Annotated in this window: 14 protein-coding genes; 10 read left to right on the forward strand and 4 right to left on the reverse strand. The window is 60.1% G+C overall.

Annotation, left to right across the window (positions count from 1 at the left end; translation table 11 throughout):
- Nucleotides 1-378 precede the first annotated feature (378 nt).
- A complete protein-coding gene (locus JQ848_RS20755; protein ID WP_202211093.1) occupies nt 379-3,075 on the forward strand; it encodes a sensor domain-containing phosphodiesterase in 2,697 nt (898 codons plus the stop codon).
- Nucleotides 3,076-3,142: 67 nt separating this feature from the next.
- Nucleotides 3,143-3,793, forward strand: a complete 651-nt coding sequence (msrA, locus tag JQ848_RS20760; RefSeq protein WP_003438892.1) for a peptide-methionine (S)-S-oxide reductase MsrA — start codon at nt 3,143-3,145, stop codon at nt 3,791-3,793.
- Nucleotides 3,794-3,890: 97 nt separating this feature from the next.
- Here msrA and JQ848_RS20765 read toward each other — a convergent pair whose 3' ends face one another.
- Both JQ848_RS20765 and putP read right to left on the reverse strand, forming a co-directional pair.
- A complete protein-coding gene (locus tag JQ848_RS20765) occupies nt 3,891-4,727 on the reverse strand; it encodes a 23S rRNA (adenine(2030)-N(6))-methyltransferase RlmJ (protein ID WP_003438881.1) in 837 nt (278 codons plus the stop codon).
- A gap of 188 nt (nt 4,728-4,915) precedes the next feature.
- The gene (putP, locus tag JQ848_RS20770; RefSeq protein ID WP_003438880.1) at nt 4,916-6,403 is read right to left on the reverse strand and encodes a sodium/proline symporter PutP; all 1,488 of its coding nucleotides are present in this window, start codon (nt 6,401-6,403) and stop codon (nt 4,916-4,918) included.
- A gap of 510 nt (nt 6,404-6,913) precedes the next feature.
- Here putP and putA point away from each other — a divergent pair.
- Nucleotides 6,914-10,867, forward strand: coding sequence for a trifunctional transcriptional regulator/proline dehydrogenase/L-glutamate gamma-semialdehyde dehydrogenase (putA, locus tag JQ848_RS20775; protein WP_160626313.1), 3,954 nt, complete (start codon nt 6,914-6,916; stop codon nt 10,865-10,867).
- 80 nt (nt 10,868-10,947) lie between these two features.
- Here putA and JQ848_RS20780 read toward each other — a convergent pair whose 3' ends face one another.
- Nucleotides 10,948-11,529 carry a hypothetical protein gene (locus JQ848_RS20780; protein WP_010656271.1) on the reverse strand — a complete coding sequence of 194 codons (582 nt, stop codon included), beginning with the start codon at nt 11,527-11,529 and terminating at the stop codon, nt 10,948-10,950.
- 266 nt (nt 11,530-11,795) lie between these two features.
- Between JQ848_RS20780 and JQ848_RS20785 the strand changes: the two genes are divergently transcribed.
- The 4 genes from JQ848_RS20785 to trxC all read left to right on the forward strand — a co-directional run bounded on the left by JQ848_RS20785 (nt 11,796) and on the right by trxC (nt 19,088).
- Nucleotides 11,796-13,538, forward strand: coding sequence for a potassium/proton antiporter (locus tag JQ848_RS20785; RefSeq protein WP_003438877.1), 1,743 nt, complete (start codon nt 11,796-11,798; stop codon nt 13,536-13,538).
- A gap of 35 nt (nt 13,539-13,573) precedes the next feature.
- Nucleotides 13,574-16,915, forward strand: a complete 3,342-nt coding sequence (mscK, locus tag JQ848_RS20790; RefSeq protein WP_029612537.1) for a mechanosensitive channel MscK — start codon at nt 13,574-13,576, stop codon at nt 16,913-16,915.
- Between the two features lie 94 nt (nt 16,916-17,009).
- On the forward strand, nt 17,010-18,473 hold the full coding sequence (selO, locus tag JQ848_RS20795; protein WP_202211094.1) for a protein adenylyltransferase SelO: 1,464 nt from the start codon (nt 17,010-17,012) through the stop codon (nt 18,471-18,473).
- A 174-nt stretch (nt 18,474-18,647) separates the two neighbouring features.
- On the forward strand, nt 18,648-19,088 hold the full coding sequence (gene trxC, locus JQ848_RS20800) for a thioredoxin TrxC (protein WP_003438874.1): 441 nt from the start codon (nt 18,648-18,650) through the stop codon (nt 19,086-19,088).
- Here the strand turns inward: trxC and JQ848_RS20805 are convergent.
- Nucleotides 19,085-19,858 carry a ParA family protein gene (locus tag JQ848_RS20805; RefSeq protein ID WP_003438872.1) on the reverse strand — a complete coding sequence of 258 codons (774 nt, stop codon included), beginning with the start codon at nt 19,856-19,858 and terminating at the stop codon, nt 19,085-19,087. The genes trxC and JQ848_RS20805 overlap by 4 nt on opposite strands.
- 314 nt (nt 19,859-20,172) lie before the next feature.
- Between JQ848_RS20805 and JQ848_RS20810 the strand changes: the two genes are divergently transcribed.
- The 3 genes from JQ848_RS20810 to JQ848_RS20820 are packed head-to-tail and all read left to right on the forward strand — an operon-like array spanning nt 20,173 to nt 21,915.
- Nucleotides 20,173-20,892, forward strand: a complete 720-nt coding sequence (locus JQ848_RS20810) for a beta-ketoacyl synthase chain length factor (protein ID WP_202211095.1) — start codon at nt 20,173-20,175, stop codon at nt 20,890-20,892.
- Complete coding sequence (locus tag JQ848_RS20815) at nt 20,868-21,674, forward strand: lysophospholipid acyltransferase family protein (RefSeq protein ID WP_202211325.1); 807 nt, start codon at nt 20,868-20,870, stop codon at nt 21,672-21,674. The genes JQ848_RS20810 and JQ848_RS20815 overlap by 25 nt, the downstream gene beginning before the upstream one ends.
- Nucleotides 21,655-21,915 carry a phosphopantetheine-binding protein gene (locus tag JQ848_RS20820; RefSeq protein ID WP_003438866.1) on the forward strand — a complete coding sequence of 87 codons (261 nt, stop codon included), beginning with the start codon at nt 21,655-21,657 and terminating at the stop codon, nt 21,913-21,915. The genes JQ848_RS20815 and JQ848_RS20820 overlap by 20 nt, the downstream gene beginning before the upstream one ends.
- The last annotated feature ends 8 nt before the right edge of the window (nt 21,916-21,923 follow it).

Below are 21,923 nucleotides of genomic sequence, written 5' to 3' on the forward strand. Positions count from 1 at the left end.
CCCCGGCCTTCCCCAGGGAAGGCCGGAGTAGCGCACAGTTTTCCGAGCGCCACGCTCGTACCTCAACCCCGCCCGTTTGGCGGGGCTTTTTTTGCCCGCATTTTTTGCTGGCCAGCCGCTTCCCCCATAACCCTGCGGGAGCCGGCTTGCCAGGGATGATTACAGCCTGCCGGCCCCTGAAGCCGGCGAGTCATAAAAGCGTAACAGCCGACGGACAACCTGCAGCTATCGGCAAGCCTGCCGATAGCGACCTGAGCCTGCATGCTCACTTGTCAGCGTCGTGAGCTTGATGCAACCTTGCCGCAGACCACAGACCACAGACCGCAGGAACAGGGCGCCAGCCCGTGTGCAATCAGCATTTGTAAAGCGAGTGTCTTAATGAAAAGCCAACCCGATGCTGCCCTGCGTATGGCAGCCGAGGTCGTGACCCAGTTACCCGTGCCCTCCCGGCTCGGCATGCTGCGTTTCGAACGGCTTAATGAAGCCAGCTGGGCACTGCTCTACCTGGACCCCCACTGCGAACGCCAGTTTGGCCTGCCAGCGGCAGAGCTGTGCGCGCTCACCGGCTCGCCCTATGCCAGCCTGATGGAGCCCAAGGCCCGCTACCAGCTGCATGACGCGATTGAACTGCAACTCAGGACCAGCCCCCACTACGTGGTGCATTACACCCTGCACACCCCCCAGGGCGCGCTGAACCTGATGGAGCTGGGCGAAGCTTACAAACAGCACAATCGGCACTTGCTGCGCGGCTACCTGCTGGTGGTCGAAAGCGCGGTCAACAGCGCACTGCCTGCTGCGCCGCCAGCCGGGCCCGAAACCCAGCACAGCCGCCTGCACATCGCCCTGGAGCTCAACCAGCGGGCCCAGCAAGAGCAACTCCAGCATCTGGAGCGGGTGCGGGCGCAACAGGATCTGATCCTGCTGCTGGCCCGCCACCGGTATAGCCAGCACAACTCGCTGCAAGAGGCAGCGGAACTGATTACCCGTAGCGCCTGCGAGATTTATCAAGTGGACGGCGCCAGCCTGTGGAACCTTGAAGGCAACCAGCTGCTGCCTATCTCTGCGTATCAGCGCGAAAGCCAGGCCTTTGTCGAGCAGGGAATTTTCGACGCCAGCGCGTTTCCGGACTATCTCGAAGCCCTGCACACCAGCCGCTCCATCGATGCCCAGAATGCCAACCATGACCCGCGCACCCGCGAGCTGATGGCGAGCCCGGGTCGAAGCGATGCCAACGCCATGCTCGATGCCAGTATCCGCATCGACGGCCAGGTGGTCGGCGTGCTGTGCCTGGAGCAAACCGGCAAAACCCGGGTCTGGCAGGCGGATGAAATTGCCTTTGCCGGCGAACTGGCTGACCAGTTCGCCCAAGTCATCAACAACCACAACCGGCGTACCGCCACCAACGCCCTGCACCTGTTCCAGCGGGCGGTCGAACAAAGCGCCAACGCTTTCCTGCTGGTCAACTGCATGGGAGTGGTCGAATACGTCAACCCCAGCTTTACCGCCATCACCCAGTACAGTTCCGACGAAGTGCAGGGGCACAAGCTGTCGGAACTGCCCGCACTGGAGAACCTCAGCGATCTGCTGTTTGATGCGCACTCAAGCCTGAGCAAAGGCAATAGCTGGCAAGGCGAATTCAAAAGCCGGCGCAAAAACCTGGAGCCCTACTGGGGCCAGATGTCGATCTCCAAGGTCTATGGCGACAACCGTGAACTGACCCATTACATCGGCATTTACGAAGACATCACCGACTCCAAACTGGCACAGCAGCGCATCGAGCGTCTGGCCTACACCGACAACCTGACCAATCTGGGCAACCGCCCGGCGTTCATTCGCAACCTCGATGAGCGCTTCGCCCGCAACAGCACCACCCAGGTATGCCTGCTGCTGGTAGACATCGACAACTTCAAGCGCATCAATGACAGCCTCGGCCACCAGACTGGCGACAAACTGCTGATCAGCCTGGCCAGACGGTTGCGCAACAGCCTCAACCCCAGCGACAACCTGGCGCGCTTCGCCAGTAACGAATTCGCCGTACTGCTCGATGATACGGGCCTGGAGACCGGGCAGAAAATCGCCAGCCAGCTGCTGATGACCCTCGACAAGCCGATGTTCGTCGACAACCAGCTAATCAGCGTTACAGGCTCGGTCGGCGTCGCCTGCTCGCCCTTGCACGGGCGCGACCCGCAAACCCTGATGCGCAACGCCGGGCTGGCACTGCACAAGGCCAAAGCCAACGGCAAACACCAGGTGCAAGTGTTCACCGAAGCCCTGAACGCCGAAGCCAGCTACAAACTCTTCGTCGAAAACAATCTGCGCCGAGCCCTGACGCAAAATGAACTCGACGTGTTCTACCAGCCCAAACTCTGCCTGCGCAGCGGCCGGCTGCTGGGCATGGAAGCCCTACTGCGCTGGAACCACCCGGAAAAAGGCATGATCCGCCCTGACCAGTTCATCAGCGTGGCCGAGGAAACCGGGTTGATCATTCCGATTGGCAAATGGGTCGCGCGCCAGGCCTGCCGCATGAGCAAACAGCTGGCCGGAGAAGGCCTGGGCAACCTGCAGGTGGCAATCAATTTGTCGCCCAAGCAGTTTTCCGACCCGGATCTGGTGGCCTCGATTGCCAGCATCCTCAAGGAAGAACGGCTGCCCGCCTCGCTGCTGGAGCTCGAACTGACCGAAGGCCTGCTGCTGGAAGCCACCGATGACACGCGCCTGCAACTCGACCAGCTCAAAAAGCTCGGCCTGACCCTGGCCATGGACGATTTTGGCACCGGTTATTCATCGCTCAGCTACCTGAAAAAATTCCCGATCGACATCCTCAAGATCGACCGCAGCTTTATCAATGACATCCCGGACAACCAGAACGACATGGAGATCACCTCTGCCGTGATCGCCATGGCCCATAACCTCAAACTCAAAGTGGTTGCCGAAGGCATCGAAACCGCTGCACAGTTGGCGTTCCTGCGCCGCCATCGTTGCGATGTGGGCCAGGGTTACCTGTTCGACCGCCCGATCCCCGGCAGCGAACTGGTGACCAGACTCAAACGCTATCCGCGTGGCCCCCTGGCCTGACAACGACGTAACACTGGGGCAAACTGCAGATCTTAATTCCTACAATCTGACTGAGAGGACTTGCAACATGGTCTTGCGCTCGGAAATCCTGGTGAATAAAAACGTGCTACCTACTCAAGAACAGGCCCTGCCGGGCCGCGAAACGCCAATGGTGTTGCCGGACTACCACTTCGTACACAAAGACACCCCGCTGCTGGGCCCCTTTATCGGCAATGTCGGCTTTGCCATTTTCGGCCTGGGTTGTTTCTGGGGCGCAGAACGCAAGTTCTGGCAGCGTGAAGGCGTAGTCAGCACCGTCGTGGGCTACGCCGGCGGCTTCACCCCGAACCCGACCTACGAAGAAGTCTGCTCGGGCCTGACCGGCCATACCGAAGTGGTTCTGGTGGTCTACGACCAGGACAAAGTCAGCTACGCAGAACTGTTGAAAATGTTCTGGGAGCTGCACAACCCGACCCAGGGCATGCGCCAGGGCAACGACATCGGTACCCAGTACCGGTCGGTTATCTACTGCACCACACCGGAACAGCTGGATGAGGCACTGGCCAGCAAAGCCGCATTCCAGGCCGAGCTGACCAAAGCTGGCCTGGGCACCATCACCACCGAAATCGACCAGGCCCCTACGGTCTACTTCGCCGAGGCCTATCACCAGCAATACCTGGCGAAAAACCCGGAAGGCTACTGCGGTATCGGTGGCACCGGCGTGACCTGCCCGATTTGAGGTGACACAAACAACATCGCGAGCAAGCTCGCTCCTACAGGTTTAGTTGATACCTGTAGGAGCGAGCTTGCTCGCGATTGGTTTTGCCTGATGCCAATTACTCTGCGATCAACCATTCCATCTGAAAGCCGCCCTGGGTCTGCCCCAGATGCTTGGCCAGCCACGGCATCAACTCACGCAGCTCTTCTTCCAGCCCCCACGGCGGATTGGCAATGGCCAGGCCGGAGCCATTGAGGCTGCCAGGGGTGTCCAGAGGGTGCACGAACAACTCGACCTGAAGCAATTTCGGCGCACCTGAACCTGCCAGGTCCTGATAGAAGCGACGCAACTGGCGCTTGTCCTTGATCGGGTACCAGATCGCCACCACGGTTTGACGCATACGGCTGATCGCATCTTTCAGCGATTCGGCGCAGCGCTTCATCTCATCGAGCTTTTCAAACGGCGGGTCGATCAGCATCAGTCCGCGCTTCTCGGCCACTGGCAGCAGTGCCCGCGGCACATGCCAGCCTTCACCCAGATGCACCGCCACCCGCCGATCGCCTTTCATGTTGTCTTTGAGCAACACACCGTCTTCCGGGTGCTTCTCGTTCAGCAACACGCGATCCTGGGAACGAGTCAAACACCGCGCCAGCTCAGGCGAACCCGGGTAGTAGCGCAACTCGCCATCCGGGTTCATTTTGTTCAGCACCTGCATGTAATCGGCAGTCACCGCCGGCAAATTCTTCTTGCCCCACAACCGCGCAATCCCTTCCAGGTACTCACCCGTGCGATTGGCCTGGTCGCCCTTGAGGTCGTACAAGCCGATCCCGGCGTGGGTATCGAGGTAGGCAAAAGGTTGATCTTTACGCGACATCAGGGCGATGAGGCGGGTCAAGACAATGTGTTTAAAGACGTCGGCGTGGTTGCCGGCGTGGAAGGCGTGACGATAGTTCATGGTTGCTCCTGCGCAGGGGGCGAAGTTTACCCTGTGCAGCGAATAACGTCAGGGGTTAAGCCCGTGGCCGCGCCAAACGGTGCAGCCAGGCAGGGCCAGCGGTGCCGCGCAAAGCAAAAAAAAGGCCCGCCTCCAAAGGAGACGGGCCTTTTCTCAAGGCCGGCAGAGCTGGCCCTGGCTCAAAACACTTAGCTGTTTTGCTGGAAATCTTTCTCGGCAGCGTCGAAGCGCTCGATCATCTTCTTGCTTGGGCCTTTGCCCATGGAGCTGACCAGCACAATGGCAATGCTGGCAAAGATGAAGCCCGGGATGATTTCGTACAGACCGAACAGGGAGAACTGCTTCCACACGATCACAGTGACTGCACCCACCAGAATACCGGCCAGCGCGCCATTGCGAGTCATGCCTTTCCACAGTACCGAGATCAGTACCACTGGACCGAAAGCAGCACCGAAGCCTGCCCAGGCATAGCTAACCAGGCCCAGAACGCGGTTCTCGGGGTTGGCAGCCAGCGCGATTGCGATCAACGCAACGGCCAGCACCATCAGACGACCGACCCACACCAGCTCTTTCTGGGAAGCATTCTTGCGCAGGAAAGATTTGTAGAAGTCCTCGGTCAGGGCGCTGGAGCACACCAGCAGCTGGCAGCTCAAGGTACTCATCACGGCCGCCAGAATGGCCGACAGCAGGACACCGGCAATCCAGGGGTTGAACAGCAGCTTGGCCAGTTCGATGAACACACGCTCAGGGTTTTCATTCACAGGACCTGCCACTTCCGGGTGTGCCGAGAAGTAAGCAATACCAAAGAAGCCCACGGCGACGGTACCGGCCAGGCACAGGATCATCCAGGTCATGGAAATGCGACGCGCCTTGGCGATCGACTTCACCGAATCGGCGGCCATGAAACGCGCCAGAATGTGCGGTTGACCGAAGTAACCCAGACCCCAGCCCATCAGCGAGATGATGCCGATGAAGGAAGTGCCCTTGAGCATGTCGAAGTTGCTTGGATCGTTGGCTTCGATTGCCAGGAAGGTGGTATCAACACCACCCGTGGCCAGCAGCACGATGATCGGCGTCAGGATCAGCGCGAAGATCATCAGGGTTGCTTGTACGGTGTCGGTCCAGCTGACCGCCAGAAAACCACCGACGAAGGTGTAAGCGATGGTCGCTGCAGCACCGGCCCACAGCGCAGTCTCGTAAGACATGCCGAAGGTGCTTTCAAACAGGCGGGCACCGGCCACGATGCCGGACGCGCAGTAGATGGTGAAGAACACCAGAATCACGATTGCCGAGATAATCCGCAACAGTCCGCTTTGGTCTTCAAAACGGCTGGAGAAGTAATCCGGCAGGGTCAGCGCATCACCGTTGTGCTCGGTCTGCACCCGCAGACGGCCGGCAACAAACAGCCAGTTCAGGTAGGCACCGGTCACCAGACCGATGGCAATCCAGCTTTCCGACAGCCCGGACATATAGATCGCGCCCGGCAAACCCATCAACAACCAGCCGCTCATGTCGGAGGCGCCAGCGGACAATGCAGTCACTACGCTGCCCAGGCTACGGCCACCGAGAATATAGTCAGAAAGGTTGTTGGTGGAGCGATAGGCCATAAAGCCGATCAGCACCATTGCCGAGATATAGATCACGAACGTGATCAGGGTTGGGTTACTTACAATCATTGAGTTAAGCCCTGGCATTGTTTTTATGTTTAGCGGCGGTCTGGCCGTACGCTCACAAACGTCCTGTCTGAGACGATTAACCTGGCCGCGCATTTATGACTGATGTTTCCCCAGAAAATCCACCAGCCGATGAACCAATCTGTATTTCGAGGTTGCACCTTAACCGCGGATGCTATGCAACAAAGCAAATAAGGTGCAACCAGTTTTTGCCGTCCTAGTTGCACCTTGTCGCATTTTCAACTCAATTGAGCTTTTTTGCTCCTTTTCGGAGCAAGAAGTCCCTGTTACTGCCTAAATACAACCCACCCGGTAGGAGCGAGCTTGCTCGCGAGTTTTTCCTCACAAGCCCTCAAGATCTCGCGAGCAAGCTCGCTCCTACATTCGGGTTAGACACACCGCCGATTTTTTCCGACAGAAAACGGGTTGCACTAGGTTGCACCTGCTTCAGCGCAGCGCTAATCTTGCCGCCAGCTGCTGCCACGCAAATGTGGCACCCATGAGGATAAAAATATGGCTACCACCACCCTTGGGGTCAAACTCGACGACCCAACCCGCGAGCGCCTCAAAGCCGCCGCGACCTCGATTGATCGCACGCCACACTGGCTGATCAAGCAGGCAATCTTCAATTACCTGGAAAAACTCGAGGGTGGTGCAACCCTGAATGAGTTGAGCGGCATCCCTGGCATTACCAGCGATGACGCCGACGACGCGCACGCCGATCACGCGCATCAGTGCTTCCTGGAGTTCGCAGAAAGCATCCTGCCGCAATCCGTGTTGCGCGCAGCCATCACCTCGGCCTACCGCCGTCCGGAACCGGAAGTGGTTCCCATGCTGCTGGAGCAGGCCCGCCTGCCCGCGCCAATGGCTGAAGCGACCCAGACCCTGGCGGCCTCGATTGCCGAAAAACTGCGCAATCAGAAGAGCGCCGGTGGCCGTGCCGGGATCGTCCAGGGCCTGCTGCAAGAGTTTTCCCTGTCGTCCCAGGAAGGCGTGGCACTGATGTGTCTGGCCGAAGCGCTGCTGCGGATCCCGGACAAAGGCACCCGTGACGCCCTGATCCGCGACAAGATCAGCACCGGCAACTGGCACCCGCACCTGGGCAACAGCCCGTCGCTGTTCGTTAACGCCGCGACCTGGGGCTTGCTGCTGACCGGCAAGCTGGTCTCGACCCATAACGAAGCAGGCCTGACCTCCTCCCTGAGCCGCATCATTGGCAAAAGCGGCGAGCCGATGATCCGCAAGGGCGTCGACATGGCCATGCGCCTGATGGGCGAACAGTTTGTAACCGGCGAAACCATCGCCGAAGCCCTGGCCAACGCCACGCGCTTTGAAGCCAAAGGCTTCCGCTATTCCTACGACATGCTCGGCGAAGCGGCCCTGACCGCCCATGACGCGCAAAAGTACCTCGCGTCTTACGAGCAGGCCATCCACTCGATCGGCAAAGCCTCCAACGGTCGCGGCATTTACGAAGGCCCGGGCATTTCGATCAAGCTGTCGGCCCTGCACCCGCGCTACAGCCGCGCCCAGTACGAACGCGTAATGGACGAGCTGTACCCGATCCTGCTGTCGCTGACCCTGCTGGCCAAACAATATGACATCGGCCTCAACATCGACGCCGAAGAAGCCGACCGTCTTGAACTGTCGCTCGACCTGCTGGAGCGTCTGTGCTTCGAGCCACAACTGAGCGGCTGGAACGGTATCGGGTTCGTGATCCAGGCTTACCAGAAGCGTTGCCCGTACGTGATCGACTACGTGATCGACCTGGCACGCCGCAGCCGTCACCGCCTGATGATCCGCCTGGTAAAAGGCGCGTACTGGGACAGCGAAATCAAGCGCGCCCAGGTCGAAGGCCTGGAAGGCTATCCGGTCTACACCCGCAAGGTGTACACCGACGTTTCCTACATTGCTTGCGCGAAAAAACTGCTGGCCGTACCTGAGGCCATCTACCCGCAGTTCGCCACGCACAACGCCCACACCCTGTCGGCCATCTACCACCTCGCCGGTCAGAACTACTACCCGGGTCAGTACGAGTTCCAGTGCCTGCACGGCATGGGCGAACCTCTGTACGAGCAAGTGGTAGGCAAGGTTTCCGAAGGCAAGCTGAACCGTCCGTGCCGCGTGTACGCACCGGTCGGCACCCACGAAACCCTGCTGGCGTACCTGGTACGTCGCCTGCTGGAAAACGGCGCGAACACCTCGTTCGTCAACCGCATCGCCGACCACTCGATTTCGATCCACCAGTTGGTGGCCGATCCAGTGAGCCAGATCGAGCAGATGGCGACCGCGGAAGGCGGCTTCGGCTTGCCGCACCCGCGCATCCCGCTGCCGCGTGACCTGTACGGTAGCGAACGCGCCAACTCCAGCGGCATCGACATGGCCAACGAACACCGTCTGGCGTCGCTGTCCTGCGCCCTGCTGGCCTCGGCCCATAACGACTGGAAAGCCGCGCCAATGCTCGGCTGCCCGTCGAGCAACGAAGTGGCTGCAGCGGTACTCAACCCGTCCGACCTGCGTGACATCGTCGGTTACGTGCAAGAAGCCACGATTGAAGACGCCGACAACGCCATCCAGTGTGCCCTGAGCACAGCCCCGATCTGGCAGGCCACCCCGCCCGCCGAGCGCGCGGCGATTCTGGAGCGTGCTGCCGACCTGATGGAAGCCGAGATCCAGCCACTGATGGGCCTGCTGGCCCGTGAAGCCGGCAAGACCTTCGCCAACGCCATCGCCGAAGTCCGTGAAGCGGTCGACTTCCTGCGTTACTACGCAGTGCAGGCACGCAACGATCTGACCAACGACGCCCACCGCCCGCTGGGCCCGGTGGTCTGCATCAGCCCGTGGAACTTCCCGCTGGCCATCTTCAGCGGCCAGGTGGCTGCAGCGCTGGCTGCCGGCAACCCGGTACTGGCCAAGCCTGCGGAACAAACGCCGCTGGTGGCTGCCCAGGCGGTACGCATTCTGCTCGAAGCCGGTATTCCCGAGGGCGTGCTGCAATTGCTGCCGGGCCGTGGCGAAACCGTAGGTGCCCGTCTGGTCGGTGACGATCGGGTCAAGGGTGTGATGTTCACCGGCTCCACCGAAGTCGCACGCTTGCTGCAACGCAACGTGGCCGGCCGCCTGGATGCCCAGGGCCGTCCAATCCCGCTGATCGCCGAAACCGGCGGCCAGAACGCCATGATCGTCGACTCCTCGGCACTCACCGAACAAGTGGTCATCGACGTGGTGTCCTCGGCCTTCGACAGCGCCGGTCAGCGTTGCTCTGCCCTGCGCGTACTGTGCCTGCAGGAAGACTCGGCAGACCGCGTCATCGAAATGCTCAAAGGTGCCATGGCCGAATCGCGCATGGGCAACCCGGAACGTCTGAACGTGGACATTGGCCCGGTGATCGACGCCGAAGCCAAGGCCGGAATCGAACAGCACATCCAGGGCATGCGTGATAAAGGGCGCAATGTCTACCAGATGGCCATTGCCGACATCGAAGAGTGCAAACGCGGCACCTTCGTGATGCCGACCCTGATTGAGCTGGAAAGCTTTGACGAGCTGGAACGCGAAATCTTCGGCCCGGTCCTGCACGTGGTGCGCTACAAGCGCAAAGACATCGACCAGCTGATCGCACAGATCAACGCTTCGGGTTACGGCCTGACGCTGGGCGTGCACACCCGTATCGACGAAACCATCGCCAAGGTGGTCAACAACGTCAATGCCGGTAACGTCTACGTCAACCGCAACATCGTAGGCGCCGTGGTCGGCGTGCAACCCTTTGGCGGTGAAGGCCTGTCCGGCACCGGCCCGAAAGCCGGCGGCCCGCTGTACCTGTACCGCCTGCTGTCGACCCGTCCGGCCAACGCGATCGAACAATCGTTCGCCAAAGTCGACGCCATCACCGTACCGGACACCCAGGCCCGCGAAGCGCTGAGCAAACCGCTGCACGCCCTGCAAGCCTGGGCCAGCAGCAACCAGCAAGCGGCGCTGGCTGAACTGTGCGCCGAGTACGAGGCTCACTCGCAAAGCGGCATCACCCGCCTGCTCAACGGCCCGACCGGCGAACGCAACAGCTACGCCATCCTGCCGCGCGAGCACGTACTGTGCCTGGCCGAAGTTGAAACTGACCTGCTGACCCAGCTGGCTGCGGTCCTGGCCGTAGGCAGCTCGGCAGTCCTGCCGGAAAGCGAACTGGCCAAAGCACTGGTTGCACGCCTGCCAAAAGAAGTGAAGGCGCGCATTACCCTGGTGCCTGACTGGACCAAGGACGATGTCATCTTCGACGCCGTTGTCCATCACGGCGACTGCGATCAGCTGCGTGACGTCTGCCAGCAAGTGGCAAAACGTCCGGGCGCCATCGTTGGCGTACAGGGTCTGTCCCAAGGCGAAACCAGCATCGCCCTGGAACGCCTGGTGATCGAGCGCGCACTGAGCGTCAACACCGCTGCCGCTGGCGGTAACGCAAGCTTGATGACAATCGGCTGATAGCAGGCTGAAACGCGAAAACCGGACGCCCTCACAGGGGTCCGGTTTTTTTATGTCTGCATAAACCTGCGGGTGGCCGTTCAGGCCCGGACGGCGAACACGATATAAACCACCAGCGCCATGCACATCCCGCCCAAGAGCGTCCACAGCACATCGCCGCTGCTGAAACCGTGATTACCCAGGCCCTGCGGGTCATCGGCCAATATATTGATTGCGCGCTGGGCGCCGATGAACAGGAACAGGCTACCTGCCATCAGCACGGCATCCACCACCAACACAAAAACCGTGTCCGAAGGACGATCAAAGAATAAAGACAGCAGAATGCAAATCATGACCACCAGCATGATCAGCAACCCTCTGGCCTCGCAATACCAGAAATACCCCCGCCCCCTGATATCCAGGCTTCGCTGGATGTTGTCAAACAGCTCGAGAATGAAAAAGGGCCAGAACAGGCCGCGCATGAGCGGCATGATAGGGGCCCCGCCAATACCTTTGAAGCACGCCCAGTTGCGGTAAGACCAATAGAAAATGTACCCGCCACCGGTCAGAAGATATAACAGTACAAACTTGGTAACTGACACGACGTACAGCGGGTACGGGCCGTCAAACAGTGCCCGCTTTCCATCCGGCGCACACGTGTTATGCGCAGTGGTGGGTTTCATGACTGTGCCACTCCTTAATAAAAAGAGATGTACAGATACAACCCGCCCAGCCAAAAAAATGCAGGACTTTTCCATTTCTTCCGTATGCAAGTTCCTCTGAGCCGGATGTAAAAGATTTATCAGGTCCTGCCCGCCTCAACCCCTGGCGCAATCATGCCCGGCAAAACCTTTTTGACAGCCCGCCAAGAACGCAGGTTAGAATCGCTGGCACGCAGACTGCATAAGCCGTTTGCGCCCTGTCTTGTAGGTTTCCTGGAGTACTGCCTTTGAATGCGACGACCATCAACAGCCTGTTCTTGATCGGCGCGTTGCTGGTAGGTGCAAGCATTCTGGTGAGCTCACTGTCCTCGCGTCTGGGCATCCCGATTCTGGTCATCATCCTTGCGGTGGGCATGACAGCGGGGGTCGATGGCGGCGGGATTATTTTCGACAATTACCCCACTGCGTATCTGGTAGGCAACCTCGCCCTGGCGGTGATCCTGCTCGACGGCGGCCTGCGCACCCGGGTCTCGAGTTTCCGGGTGGCGTTATGGCCCGCACTCTCGCTGGCCACGGTCGGGGTAATGATCACCACCGGCCTGACCGGCATGATGGCGGCCTGGCTGTTCAACCTGAACATGATTCAAGGCCTGTTGATCGGCGCCATTGTCGGCTCCACCGATGCGGCTGCAGTGTTCTCGCTACTGGGCGGCAAAGGCCTGAACGAACGGGTCTCGGCCAGTCTCGAAATCGAGTCCGGCAGCAACGACCCGATGGCGGTGTTCCTCACCGTGACCCTGATCGACATGCTCGCCAGCGGCGAAACCAGCCTGCACTGGAGCCTGCTGCTCAACTTGCTGCGCGAATTCGCCATCGGCGGCGCGGTGGGCCTGGCGGGTGGCTGGCTGCTGCTGCAAATGGTCAACCGCATCCATCTGGCCAACGGCCTGTACCCGATTCTGGTGGTAGCGGGCGGGCTGGTGGTCTTCGCCCTGACCAACGCCCTGCATGGCAGCGGCTTCCTCGCGGTTTACCTGTGCGGTCTGGTGATCGGCAACAGCCCGATTCGCAGCCGCCACGGCATTTTGCACATGCTCGACGGCATGGCCTGGCTGGCCCAGATCGGCATGTTCCTGGTACTGGGTTTGCTGGTCACCCCCCACGACTTGCTGCCCATCGCGGTACCGGCCCTGGCCCTGGCATTGTGGATGATTCTGTTCGCACGCCCGCTGTCGGTGATGGTCGGCCTGCTGCCCTTCAAGGCCTTCCACGGGCGCGAAAAAGCCTTTATCTCCTGGGTTGGCCTGCGCGGCGCGGTACCCATCATTCTGGCGGTGTTCCCGCTGATGGCCGGCTTGCCCAATGCACAGCTGTATTTCAACCTGGCGTTCTTTATCGTACTGGTGTCCCTTCTGGTGCAAGGCACCAGCCTGCCCTGGGTCGCCAAACTGCTGAAGGTCACGGTTCCGCCGGATCTGGCTCCCGTGTCCCGCGCAGCGCTTGAGGTCCACCCCACCAGTGAGTGGGAACTGTTCGTTTACCGGCTCGACGCACAAAACTGGTGCATCGGTGCCGCCCTGCGGGAACTGAAAATGCCGGAGGGCACCCGTATCGCTGCCCTGTTCCGCGATCAGAAACTGCTCCATCCGTCGGGCAGTACCACCCTCGAAATCGGCGATCTGCTCTGTGTGATCGGTCACGAACACAACTTGCCGGCCCTGGGCAAGCTGTTCAGCCTGCCGCCGACCCGAGGCCTGGATCTGCGTTTCTTCGGCGACTTTGTGCTCGAAGGCGACGCCCGGCTGGGTGCGGTATCGGCGCTGTACGGTCTCAAGCTCGACGGCATCGATCCCGACCTGCCTCTCAGCAGCTTCATTGCCCAGAAAGTCGGCGGCGCTCCGGTGGTCGGCGACCAGGTGGAGTGGAACAACACCATTTGGACAGTGGCCGTCATGGACGGGAACAAGATAGGCAAAGTAGGCGTCAGATTCCCCGAAGGAAGTGCCCCGGGACCGGGGTTGTTCCTCTAAACTCCAACTTTTCGCCCCTTGTCTGACCGGTATCTATGCCAACTCTGCGCACGTTTTTCGCAACAGTCCTGCTCGGCCTGAGCCTTAGTGTCGGGATGCTCCAGGCCGCCGAGCCGCCCTCCGCCGAGGCGGTACAGCAAAGCCTGGACAAAATAGCTGATCGCAAACTGCCAGAGGCCGACCAGAAAGCCTTGCAGACGGTGCTGCAGCAGACCCTCAGTCTGCTGGCCAACAAAGCCGATTACGAACAGCGCCTGAACGATGTCAAAGAACTGCTGGCCAATGCACCGCGCCAAACCACTGAAAACCAGCGGGAACTGGCGCGGCTCAAGGCCACCAAACCCCTGCCGGTAGCCCAGCGCTACAGTGGCCTGAGCGTGCCGCAGCTGGAGCAGATGCTGGCGGACCGCACCACACAACAGGGCGAGCTGCAAAAGGCCCTGGCCAGCGCCAACAGCCAGAGCATCGCGGCGCAAACCCGGCCGGAGCGGGCCCAGGCTGAAATCAGCAACAGCCAGACCCGCATCCAGGAAATCAGTAACATCCTTAAACTCGGTCGCGACAATGGTAAATTGCTCAACGCCGACCAGCGCAACCAGCTCAACGCCGAATCCGCTTCGCTCACCGCATTGATTGCCCTGCGCCGTCAGGAACTGGCGGGCAACAGCCAGCTGCAAGACCTGAGCGGTAGCCAGCATGATCTGTTGCTGGAAAAAACCACGCGTCAGGATCAGGAAATCCAGGAGCTGCAAACCCTGATCAACCAGAAGCGTCTGGCCTACTCCCAGCAGACCGTGACCGAACAGTCCATCGAAGCGCAAAAATCAGGCAGCAGCAGCCTGCTGGCGACCGAAAGCGCGATCAACCTCAAGCTCTCGGACTACCTGTTACGCAGCACCGACCGTCTCAACGAAGTCACCCAACAGAACCTCGAAACCAAGCAACTGCTCGATAGCGTCACCCAGAGCGATCAGGCGCTGGATGAACAGATCAGCGTGCTCAAAGGCAGCCTGTTGCTGTCCAAGATTCTCTACAAACAAAAGCAGGCCCTGCCCCGCCTGCAGAAAATGGACAAAAACCTGGCGGATGAAATTGCCGATATTCGCCTGTATCAGTTCGAGATCAATCAGCAGCGCGAGATGATCAGCAACCCGACGACCTACGTCGACAACCTGCTGTCGACTCAACCTGCCGATCAGGTAACCCCGCAACTGCGTAAAACCCTGCTGGAGCTGGTCAACACCCGCGGCGACCTGCTGGACCGCCTTAACCGCGAATTGAGCTCGCTGCTCAACGAGTCGATCACCCTGCAACTCAACCAGAAGCAACTGCTCAGCACCTCCCAGAGCCTGCGCGCCACACTCGATGAGCAGATGTTCTGGATCCCCAGCAATAAACCGCTGGACCTGGAATGGCTGCAAGGTGCGCCACGGCAACTGGAGCGGCAGGTCATTACCCTGCCCTGGACTTCAAGCTTCAGCGAAGTCGCCGAGGGTTTGTCCAAGCGCCCGCTGCTGTTCCTGCCATTTTTGCTGCTGATGGTGGCCTTGCTGTGGAAGCGCAGATACCTGTACGGCAAGCTGAATAAAATCCACCAGGACATCGGTCACTTCAAACGCGACAGTCAATGGCACACGCCACTGGCGATCCTGATCAACATCCTGCTGGCGATGCCGGTCTCCCTGGCGCTGGCCCTGTGCGGTTATGCCCTGCAGATTGATGCCCGGGGAATGAACAGCAACACCGGCGCGGCCCTGATTCAAATGGCCGAAGCCTGGTTGGTGTTCTACACCGCGTACCGCATCCTGGCCCCCGGCGGCGTGGCCGAGCTGCATTTCCGCTGGGACAAACCGCTGGTTGAATTCCTCCAGAACTGGATCCGCAAGCTCGGCTTTGTGGTGCTGGCACTGGTGGCCGTGGTCGCCTTTGCCGAACAACAACCGGCCGCACTGGCCGAAGACGTGCTGGGCATTCTCGTGGTCCTGAGCTGCTACGCCGCCATGGCCTGGCTGCTGATGCGCCTGCTACTCAACGACAAGACCGAGAAAAAAGCCTATCGGCTGCGCAAATTCCTCGGTTTTCTGTTTGCCATCCTGCCCATCGCCCTGTTTGTGGCCGTGTGCTTTGGCTATTACTACACCGCCCTCAAACTCAGCGACCGCCTGATCAACACCCTGTACCTGCTGATGCTGTGGATGGTGGTCGAGGCCGCCTTCGTTCGCGGTCTGGCCGTGGCGGCGCGACGCCTGGCCTATCAGCGTGCGCTGGCAAAACGCCAGGCCGCCAAGGAAGCCGGCGAAGGCAATGACATCATCATTGAAGAACCGACCCTGGACATCGAACAGGTCAATCAGCAGTCGCTACGCCTGATTCGCCTGGCCTTGCTCGCGGCCTTTATCGGCGTGCTGTATTGGGTGTGGGCCGACCTGATCTCGGTCTTTTCCTACCTCGACAACATCACCCTCTACGAGTACACCAGCGGCACCGGTGCCAACATGAGCATGGTGCCCATCAGTATTGGCGATATGGTCGGTGCGCTGATCATCATCGGCATCAGCATTGCACTGGCGCGCAACCTGCCCGGCCTGCTTGAAGTACTGGTGCTGTCGCGGCTCGATCTGGGCCAGGGTAGCGCCTATGCCACCACCACCTTGCTGACCTACGTGATCATCGGCATCGGCTTTGTGTCGACCCTGTCGACCCTCGGCGTGAGCTGGGACAAGTTGCAATGGCTGGTGGCCGCACTCTCGGTGGGCCTGGGGTTCGGCATGCAGGAAATCTTCGCCAACTTTATCTCCGGCATCATGATCCTGTTCGAGCGCCCGGTGCGCATTGGCGACACCATCACCATCGGCAACCTGTCGGGCACCGTGAGCAAGATCCGCATCCGTGCGACCACCATCACCGACTTCGACCGCAAGGACATCATCGTCCCGAACAAGACCTTCATCACCGGGCAACTGATCAACTGGTCGCTGACCGACACCATCACCCGCGTCACCCTCAAGCTCGGTGTCGACTACGGCTCAGACCTGGATCTGGTGAAACACCTGCTGCTCAAGGCCGCCCAGGAAAACCCGCGAGTGCTCAAAGAGCCGGAGCCTCACGTGTACTTCCTCAATTTCGGCGCCAGCACCCTGGACCACGAACTGCGCATGCACGTGCGGGACCTGGGTGACCGCAACCCGGTAATCGACGAAGTGAACCGCTTTATCAACCGCGAGTTCAAGAACCATCACATCAACATCTCGTTCCAGCAGATGGAGGTGTACCTGAAAAACCTCCAGGGCCAGGAGTACAAACTGGTACCGGTCGGGCCGGAAGCACCGCCCGAGCCGCCACCGCCGCAAAAGCCGCAACTGGGCAAGCTGGACTGATCACTGCCCCCTGCAGGAGCGAGCTTTTCCATATAGCCGCACAGAGCTCGCTCCTACAGACGACACGCCCCCCATTTCTCACTGGAGACGGTCATTGAAAGCCCTCGACGAACTGACCTTCGATAACCGTTTCGCCCGCCTGGGTGACGCCTTTTCGACCCATGTGCTGCCAGAACCCATCGACGCGCCACGCCTGGTAGTTGCCAGCGATGCGGCCATGGCCCTGCTCGACCTTGATCCGGCTGTCGCCCAGGACCCGGTATTCGCCCGGCTGTTTGGCGGCCACACCCTGTGGGTCGACGCCGAACCCCGTGCCATGGTCTATTCCGGCCACCAGTTCGGTTCCTACAACCCGCGCCTGGGTGACGGTCGCGGGCTGCTGCTGGGCGAGGTATACAACCAGGCCGGCGAGCATTGGGACTTGCACCTCAAAGGCGCCGGCATGACACCCTGGTCGCGTATGGGCGATGGCCGCGCCGTGCTGCGTTCATCGATCCGCGAATTCCTCGCCAGCGAAGCGCTGCATGCACTGGGCATCCCGAGCAGCCGTGCCCTGTGCGTGATCGGTTCCGACACCCCGGTGTGGCGCGAGAAACAGGAGCGCGCGGCCATGGTCCTGCGTCTGGCGCAGAGCCACATACGCTTCGGGCATTTCGAGTATTTCTACTACACCAAGCAACCCGAGCAGCAGAAGCAGCTAGGCGAACACGTCCTGGCGCTGCACTTCCCCGAGTGCCTGGAGCAGCCGGAGCCGTATCTGGCGATGTTCCGCGAGATTGTCGAGCGCAACGCCGAACTGATTGCCAAATGGCAGGCCTACGGCTTTTGCCACGGGGTGATGAACACCGACAACATGTCGATTCTGGGCATCACCTTCGACTTCGGCCCGTTCGCCTTCCTCGACGACTTCGACGCCAACTTCATCTGCAACCATTCCGACCATGAAGGGCGTTACTCCTTCAGCAACCAGGTGCCCATCGGCCAATGGAACCTCAGTGCACTGGCCCAGGCGCTGACGCCGTTCATCAGTGTCGAAGCACTGCGAGAAACCCTGGGCCTGTTCCTGCCGCTGTACCAGGCCCATTACACCGACCTGATGCGCCGCCGCCTGGGTCTGACCAGCGCTGAAGAGGGTGATCAAAAGCTGATCGAAACCCTGCTGCAGCGCATGCAAGGCAGCGCCATCGACTACAGCTTGTTCTTCCGTCGTCTGGGCGATGAACCCGCTGCACAGGCCGTAGCCCGGCTGCGTGACGAGTTTGTCGACCTCAAGGGCTTTGACGAGTGGGCGGCGCAGTATGTTGACCGGGTGGCGCGTGACGGCGTGAACGATCAACACGTCCGGCGTGAGCGCATGCACGGGGTGAATCCGCTGTACATCCTGCGCAACTATCTGGCGCAAAAGGCCATCGATGCGGCTGAAGCGGGGGACTACAGCGAAGTACGGCGCCTGCACCAGGTGCTGACCCAACCGTTCACCGAACAACCGGGCATGCAGGGTTATGCCGAACGCCCGCCCGAATGGGGCAAGCATCTGGAGATCAGTTGTTCGTCATGAAATCCATGGGAATGCCCCTGCCCCCGGATTGTGTGCAGATAGATCATGGCCAGTGGCGTGCCAGACCATCATCTGCTGAACTGCACCTTCCAAAGACATGCACATGACCTGTGGCAGCTGGCTTGCCAGCGATTGGTTGGCACCTGCAACCATCCCGATTCCGGAGTATTTGAAATGACAGACCCGCTACTCATCCCCTGCCCCCACTGCAACGGCCTGAACCGCATTCCCGCTGCGCGCGTGGGCGAACAGCCAAAGTGCGGACGCTGCAAAAACGAGATTCTGCTCACCCGGCCTTTCGACTTGAAGCAAGCCGACTACAGCAGTCAGATCAAGGGCGATCTGCCGTTATTGGTGGATGTGTGGGCTGAGTGGTGCGGGCCGTGCAAGGCGTTTGCGCCCGTATTTGAACAGGCCGCCAGCCAGTTGCTGGGGAAATGCCGTCTGGCCAAACTCGACAGCGAAGCCAATCAGCAATTGGCCACGCAACTGGGGATTCGCTCGATCCCCAGTCTGATCCTGTACAAAAACGGCCAGGAGGTTGCCCGTCAAAGCGGCGCCTTCCCCTTGCAGCAACTCAAGGCTTGGCTGCAAAGCCACGGCATCAGCGCTTAAGCGTTCTGGTCCAGGTAGTCATGCAACTCGACAAATTGCTGGGTCAGCTTGTGTCGCGGATCAAAGTAGACCAGCGGTTGACTGGCCTGATGGGATTCGCGCATACGCACTGAGTTGCTCAGGTACACCGGCAGCACGGGCAGGCCTTCAGCAATCAGCTCATCGAGCATTTGCTGGGGCAGGCTGGCACGGGCCTGGAACTGGTTGACCACTATGCCTTCGACCAGCAAGTCTGGATTGTGGTCTTCTTTCAACTCTTCGATTTCCGCCAGCAGGCCGTACAGGGCCTGACGCGAAAAGCTGTCACAGTCGAAAGGGATCAGTACCCGATCGCAGGCGATCAGCGCCGATACGGCATAGAAATTCAAGGCTGGCGGAGTATCGACATAAATCCGGTCATAGTCTTCGGCCAGTTCATCGAGCAACTTTCGCAACTTGTTGATCTTGTGCTTGGCTTCCAGCTTTGGTTGCAGGTCAGCCAGTTCGCAAGTGGCGGTAATGACATGCAAGTTGTCGAACGGGGTTTCGTAAATATCGACCCGGTTTTTCTTGCTGCCCACCCCGGCTGACAAACTGTGCTTAAAGAAGTCGGCGATCCCCATGGGGATGTCCTCGCCCGTGAGCCCGGTAAGGTATTGAGTGGAGTTGGCCTGAGCATCCAGGTCCACCAATAGTGTGCGATAGCCCTCACTGGCGCTGACTGCAGCCAGGTTGCAGGCGATGCTGGACTTGCCCACACCACCCTTTTGATTGAACACCACGCGACGCATTTCAAAACCTCCGTGTATCAATAAGTGCCCGAGTGTAGATGTCATTTGTGACGCTTCGCTACCTTGCAGCGAAATGAGCTACGACTCCAGCGAACATATCTCTGTTTTGGAAGTCATAAACACTATCCCTGGCTCAATAATGGCAAAAAGACAGCTTCTCTCCCGAACTGCGGAAAAAACCCTGCCCAAACTGCAAGGGATGTTTGCTACGAGCCAACTGCACCGGGATAATGCTGCCACTCTGTAATAGGTGCCGCATTGATCGCTGCCTACCTTCGCATCAAGGAAGCCCGCAAGGGCGGGATAGACCTCCAGTGATTAATTTCAATATTGCCGCATGGCGCGCCTGGGCTCCGGGCCTCGACAGCGTGGCCGATTGGCAGGCCTGGAGCCAGCAACCCCGCCTGCTCGACGCCAGCAATAGCGCCCCCGACGTCTCGTTTCTACCCGCCATGCAGCGCCGTCGCCTCAGCCGTCTGGCACGCATGGCGTTCAGCGTCGGCTGGCCCCTGGCAGAAGGTCTCGAAGCCTTGCCACTGGTGTTTGTCTCGCGTCACGGCGAAACCCCGCGCACCTTCGACATTCTCAGCGACCTTGGCGCGGGGCAGCCGCTGTCGCCCACTCAGTTCAGCCTCTCGGTGCACAACGCCGTGATTGGCCTGTGGTCGATCATGCGTGGCGAGACCAGCGAAATGACAGCCGTCGCCGCTGCCGGCGACGGCCTGGAACACGGCCTGATCGAAGCCTGCGCACTGCTGCATGAGGGCGCCCCCGCCGTATTGCTGGTGATCACCGAAGAGCAGCCTCCCGAGGCCTATGCCCGCTGGATCGACGATGTACCCTTTCCCTATGCCGTGGGCCTGCTGCTGACGCCGGGCGAACAATGGCAGGTGTCACTCAGCGCCGCCCCTCCCGGCGCCCCCCGAACCCGCTGGCCCCACGCCCTGGAACTGTTGCGTCACCTGCTCGCCGGGCACACCTCGTTCCAACACGCCTGGAAAAGCCGTGTCTGGAACTGGCATCGCACTCCGTGAGCCCGCGCAGCGACGGATATTACTGGCGCCTGTTTGCCACCGCGGTGAGCTTCACGCTGTTCGGGCTCGGCGGCCTGAGCCTGCGCCTGGTGGTATTCCCGCTTCTGAGTTGCCTGCCCGGCGATGCCGTGCGCCACCGGCAACGTGCGCGTTACACCGTCAGCCGACTGTTCTGGCTGTTTATCCGCTTTATGACGCGCACCGGCGTGCTGAGCTATGAAGTCCATGGCGCAGAGCGCCTGGGCCGGCCCGGGCAGATGATCATTGCCAACCATCCGTCGCTTATTGACGTGGTGTTTTTGATCGGCCTTATGCGCGACACCAACTGCGTGGTCAAACAAAGCCTGTGGCAAAACCCGTTCACCCGCAGCCCGGTGCGGGCCACGCAATACATCAGCAATGACGGCAGTGTCGACATGCTCGACAACGCCGCCGGGGCGCTCAAAGAAGGCCAGACCCTGATTATTTTCCCGGAAGGGACGCGCACCCGGCCCGGCCACGCACCTGCCTTTCATCGCGGCGCCGCCGCCATTGCGCTGCGGGGTGCGAAGATCCTCACCCCGGTGGTGATAACGGTCAATCCAACCTCGCTGACCAAGGCTGAACCCTGGTATCGGATCCCCAAGCGACGCATGCACTTCAGCTTTCGGGTCGGGGCCGATATAGATCCACAAACCTTTGCCGCACTTGGCCCGCCGCCCAAAGCGTCGCGCCTGCTAAACGACTTCGTGCATAACTATTTCATTAAGGAGCTCGCCATAGATGAGCGATCTGAACCGTGACATCAAACAGCTGATCATTGACGCCCTGGGTCTGGAAGACATCAGCGTCAGCGATATTGGCGACGAGCAAACCCTGTTTGGCGAAGGCCTGGGGCTGGACTCGGTCGACGCCCTGGAACTGGGCCTGGCGATTCAAAAAACCTACGGCATCAAAATAGACGCCGACGCCAAAGACACGCGCAATCACTTTTCCAACGTGGCCAGCCTTGCGGCTTTTGTCACCGCCAAACAGGCTGCCTGAGACCGAAC

It is taken from the genome of Pseudomonas paraversuta, assembly GCF_904067025.1.
GTDB classification, from domain to species: Bacteria; Pseudomonadota; Gammaproteobacteria; order Pseudomonadales; family Pseudomonadaceae; genus Aquipseudomonas; species Aquipseudomonas paraversuta.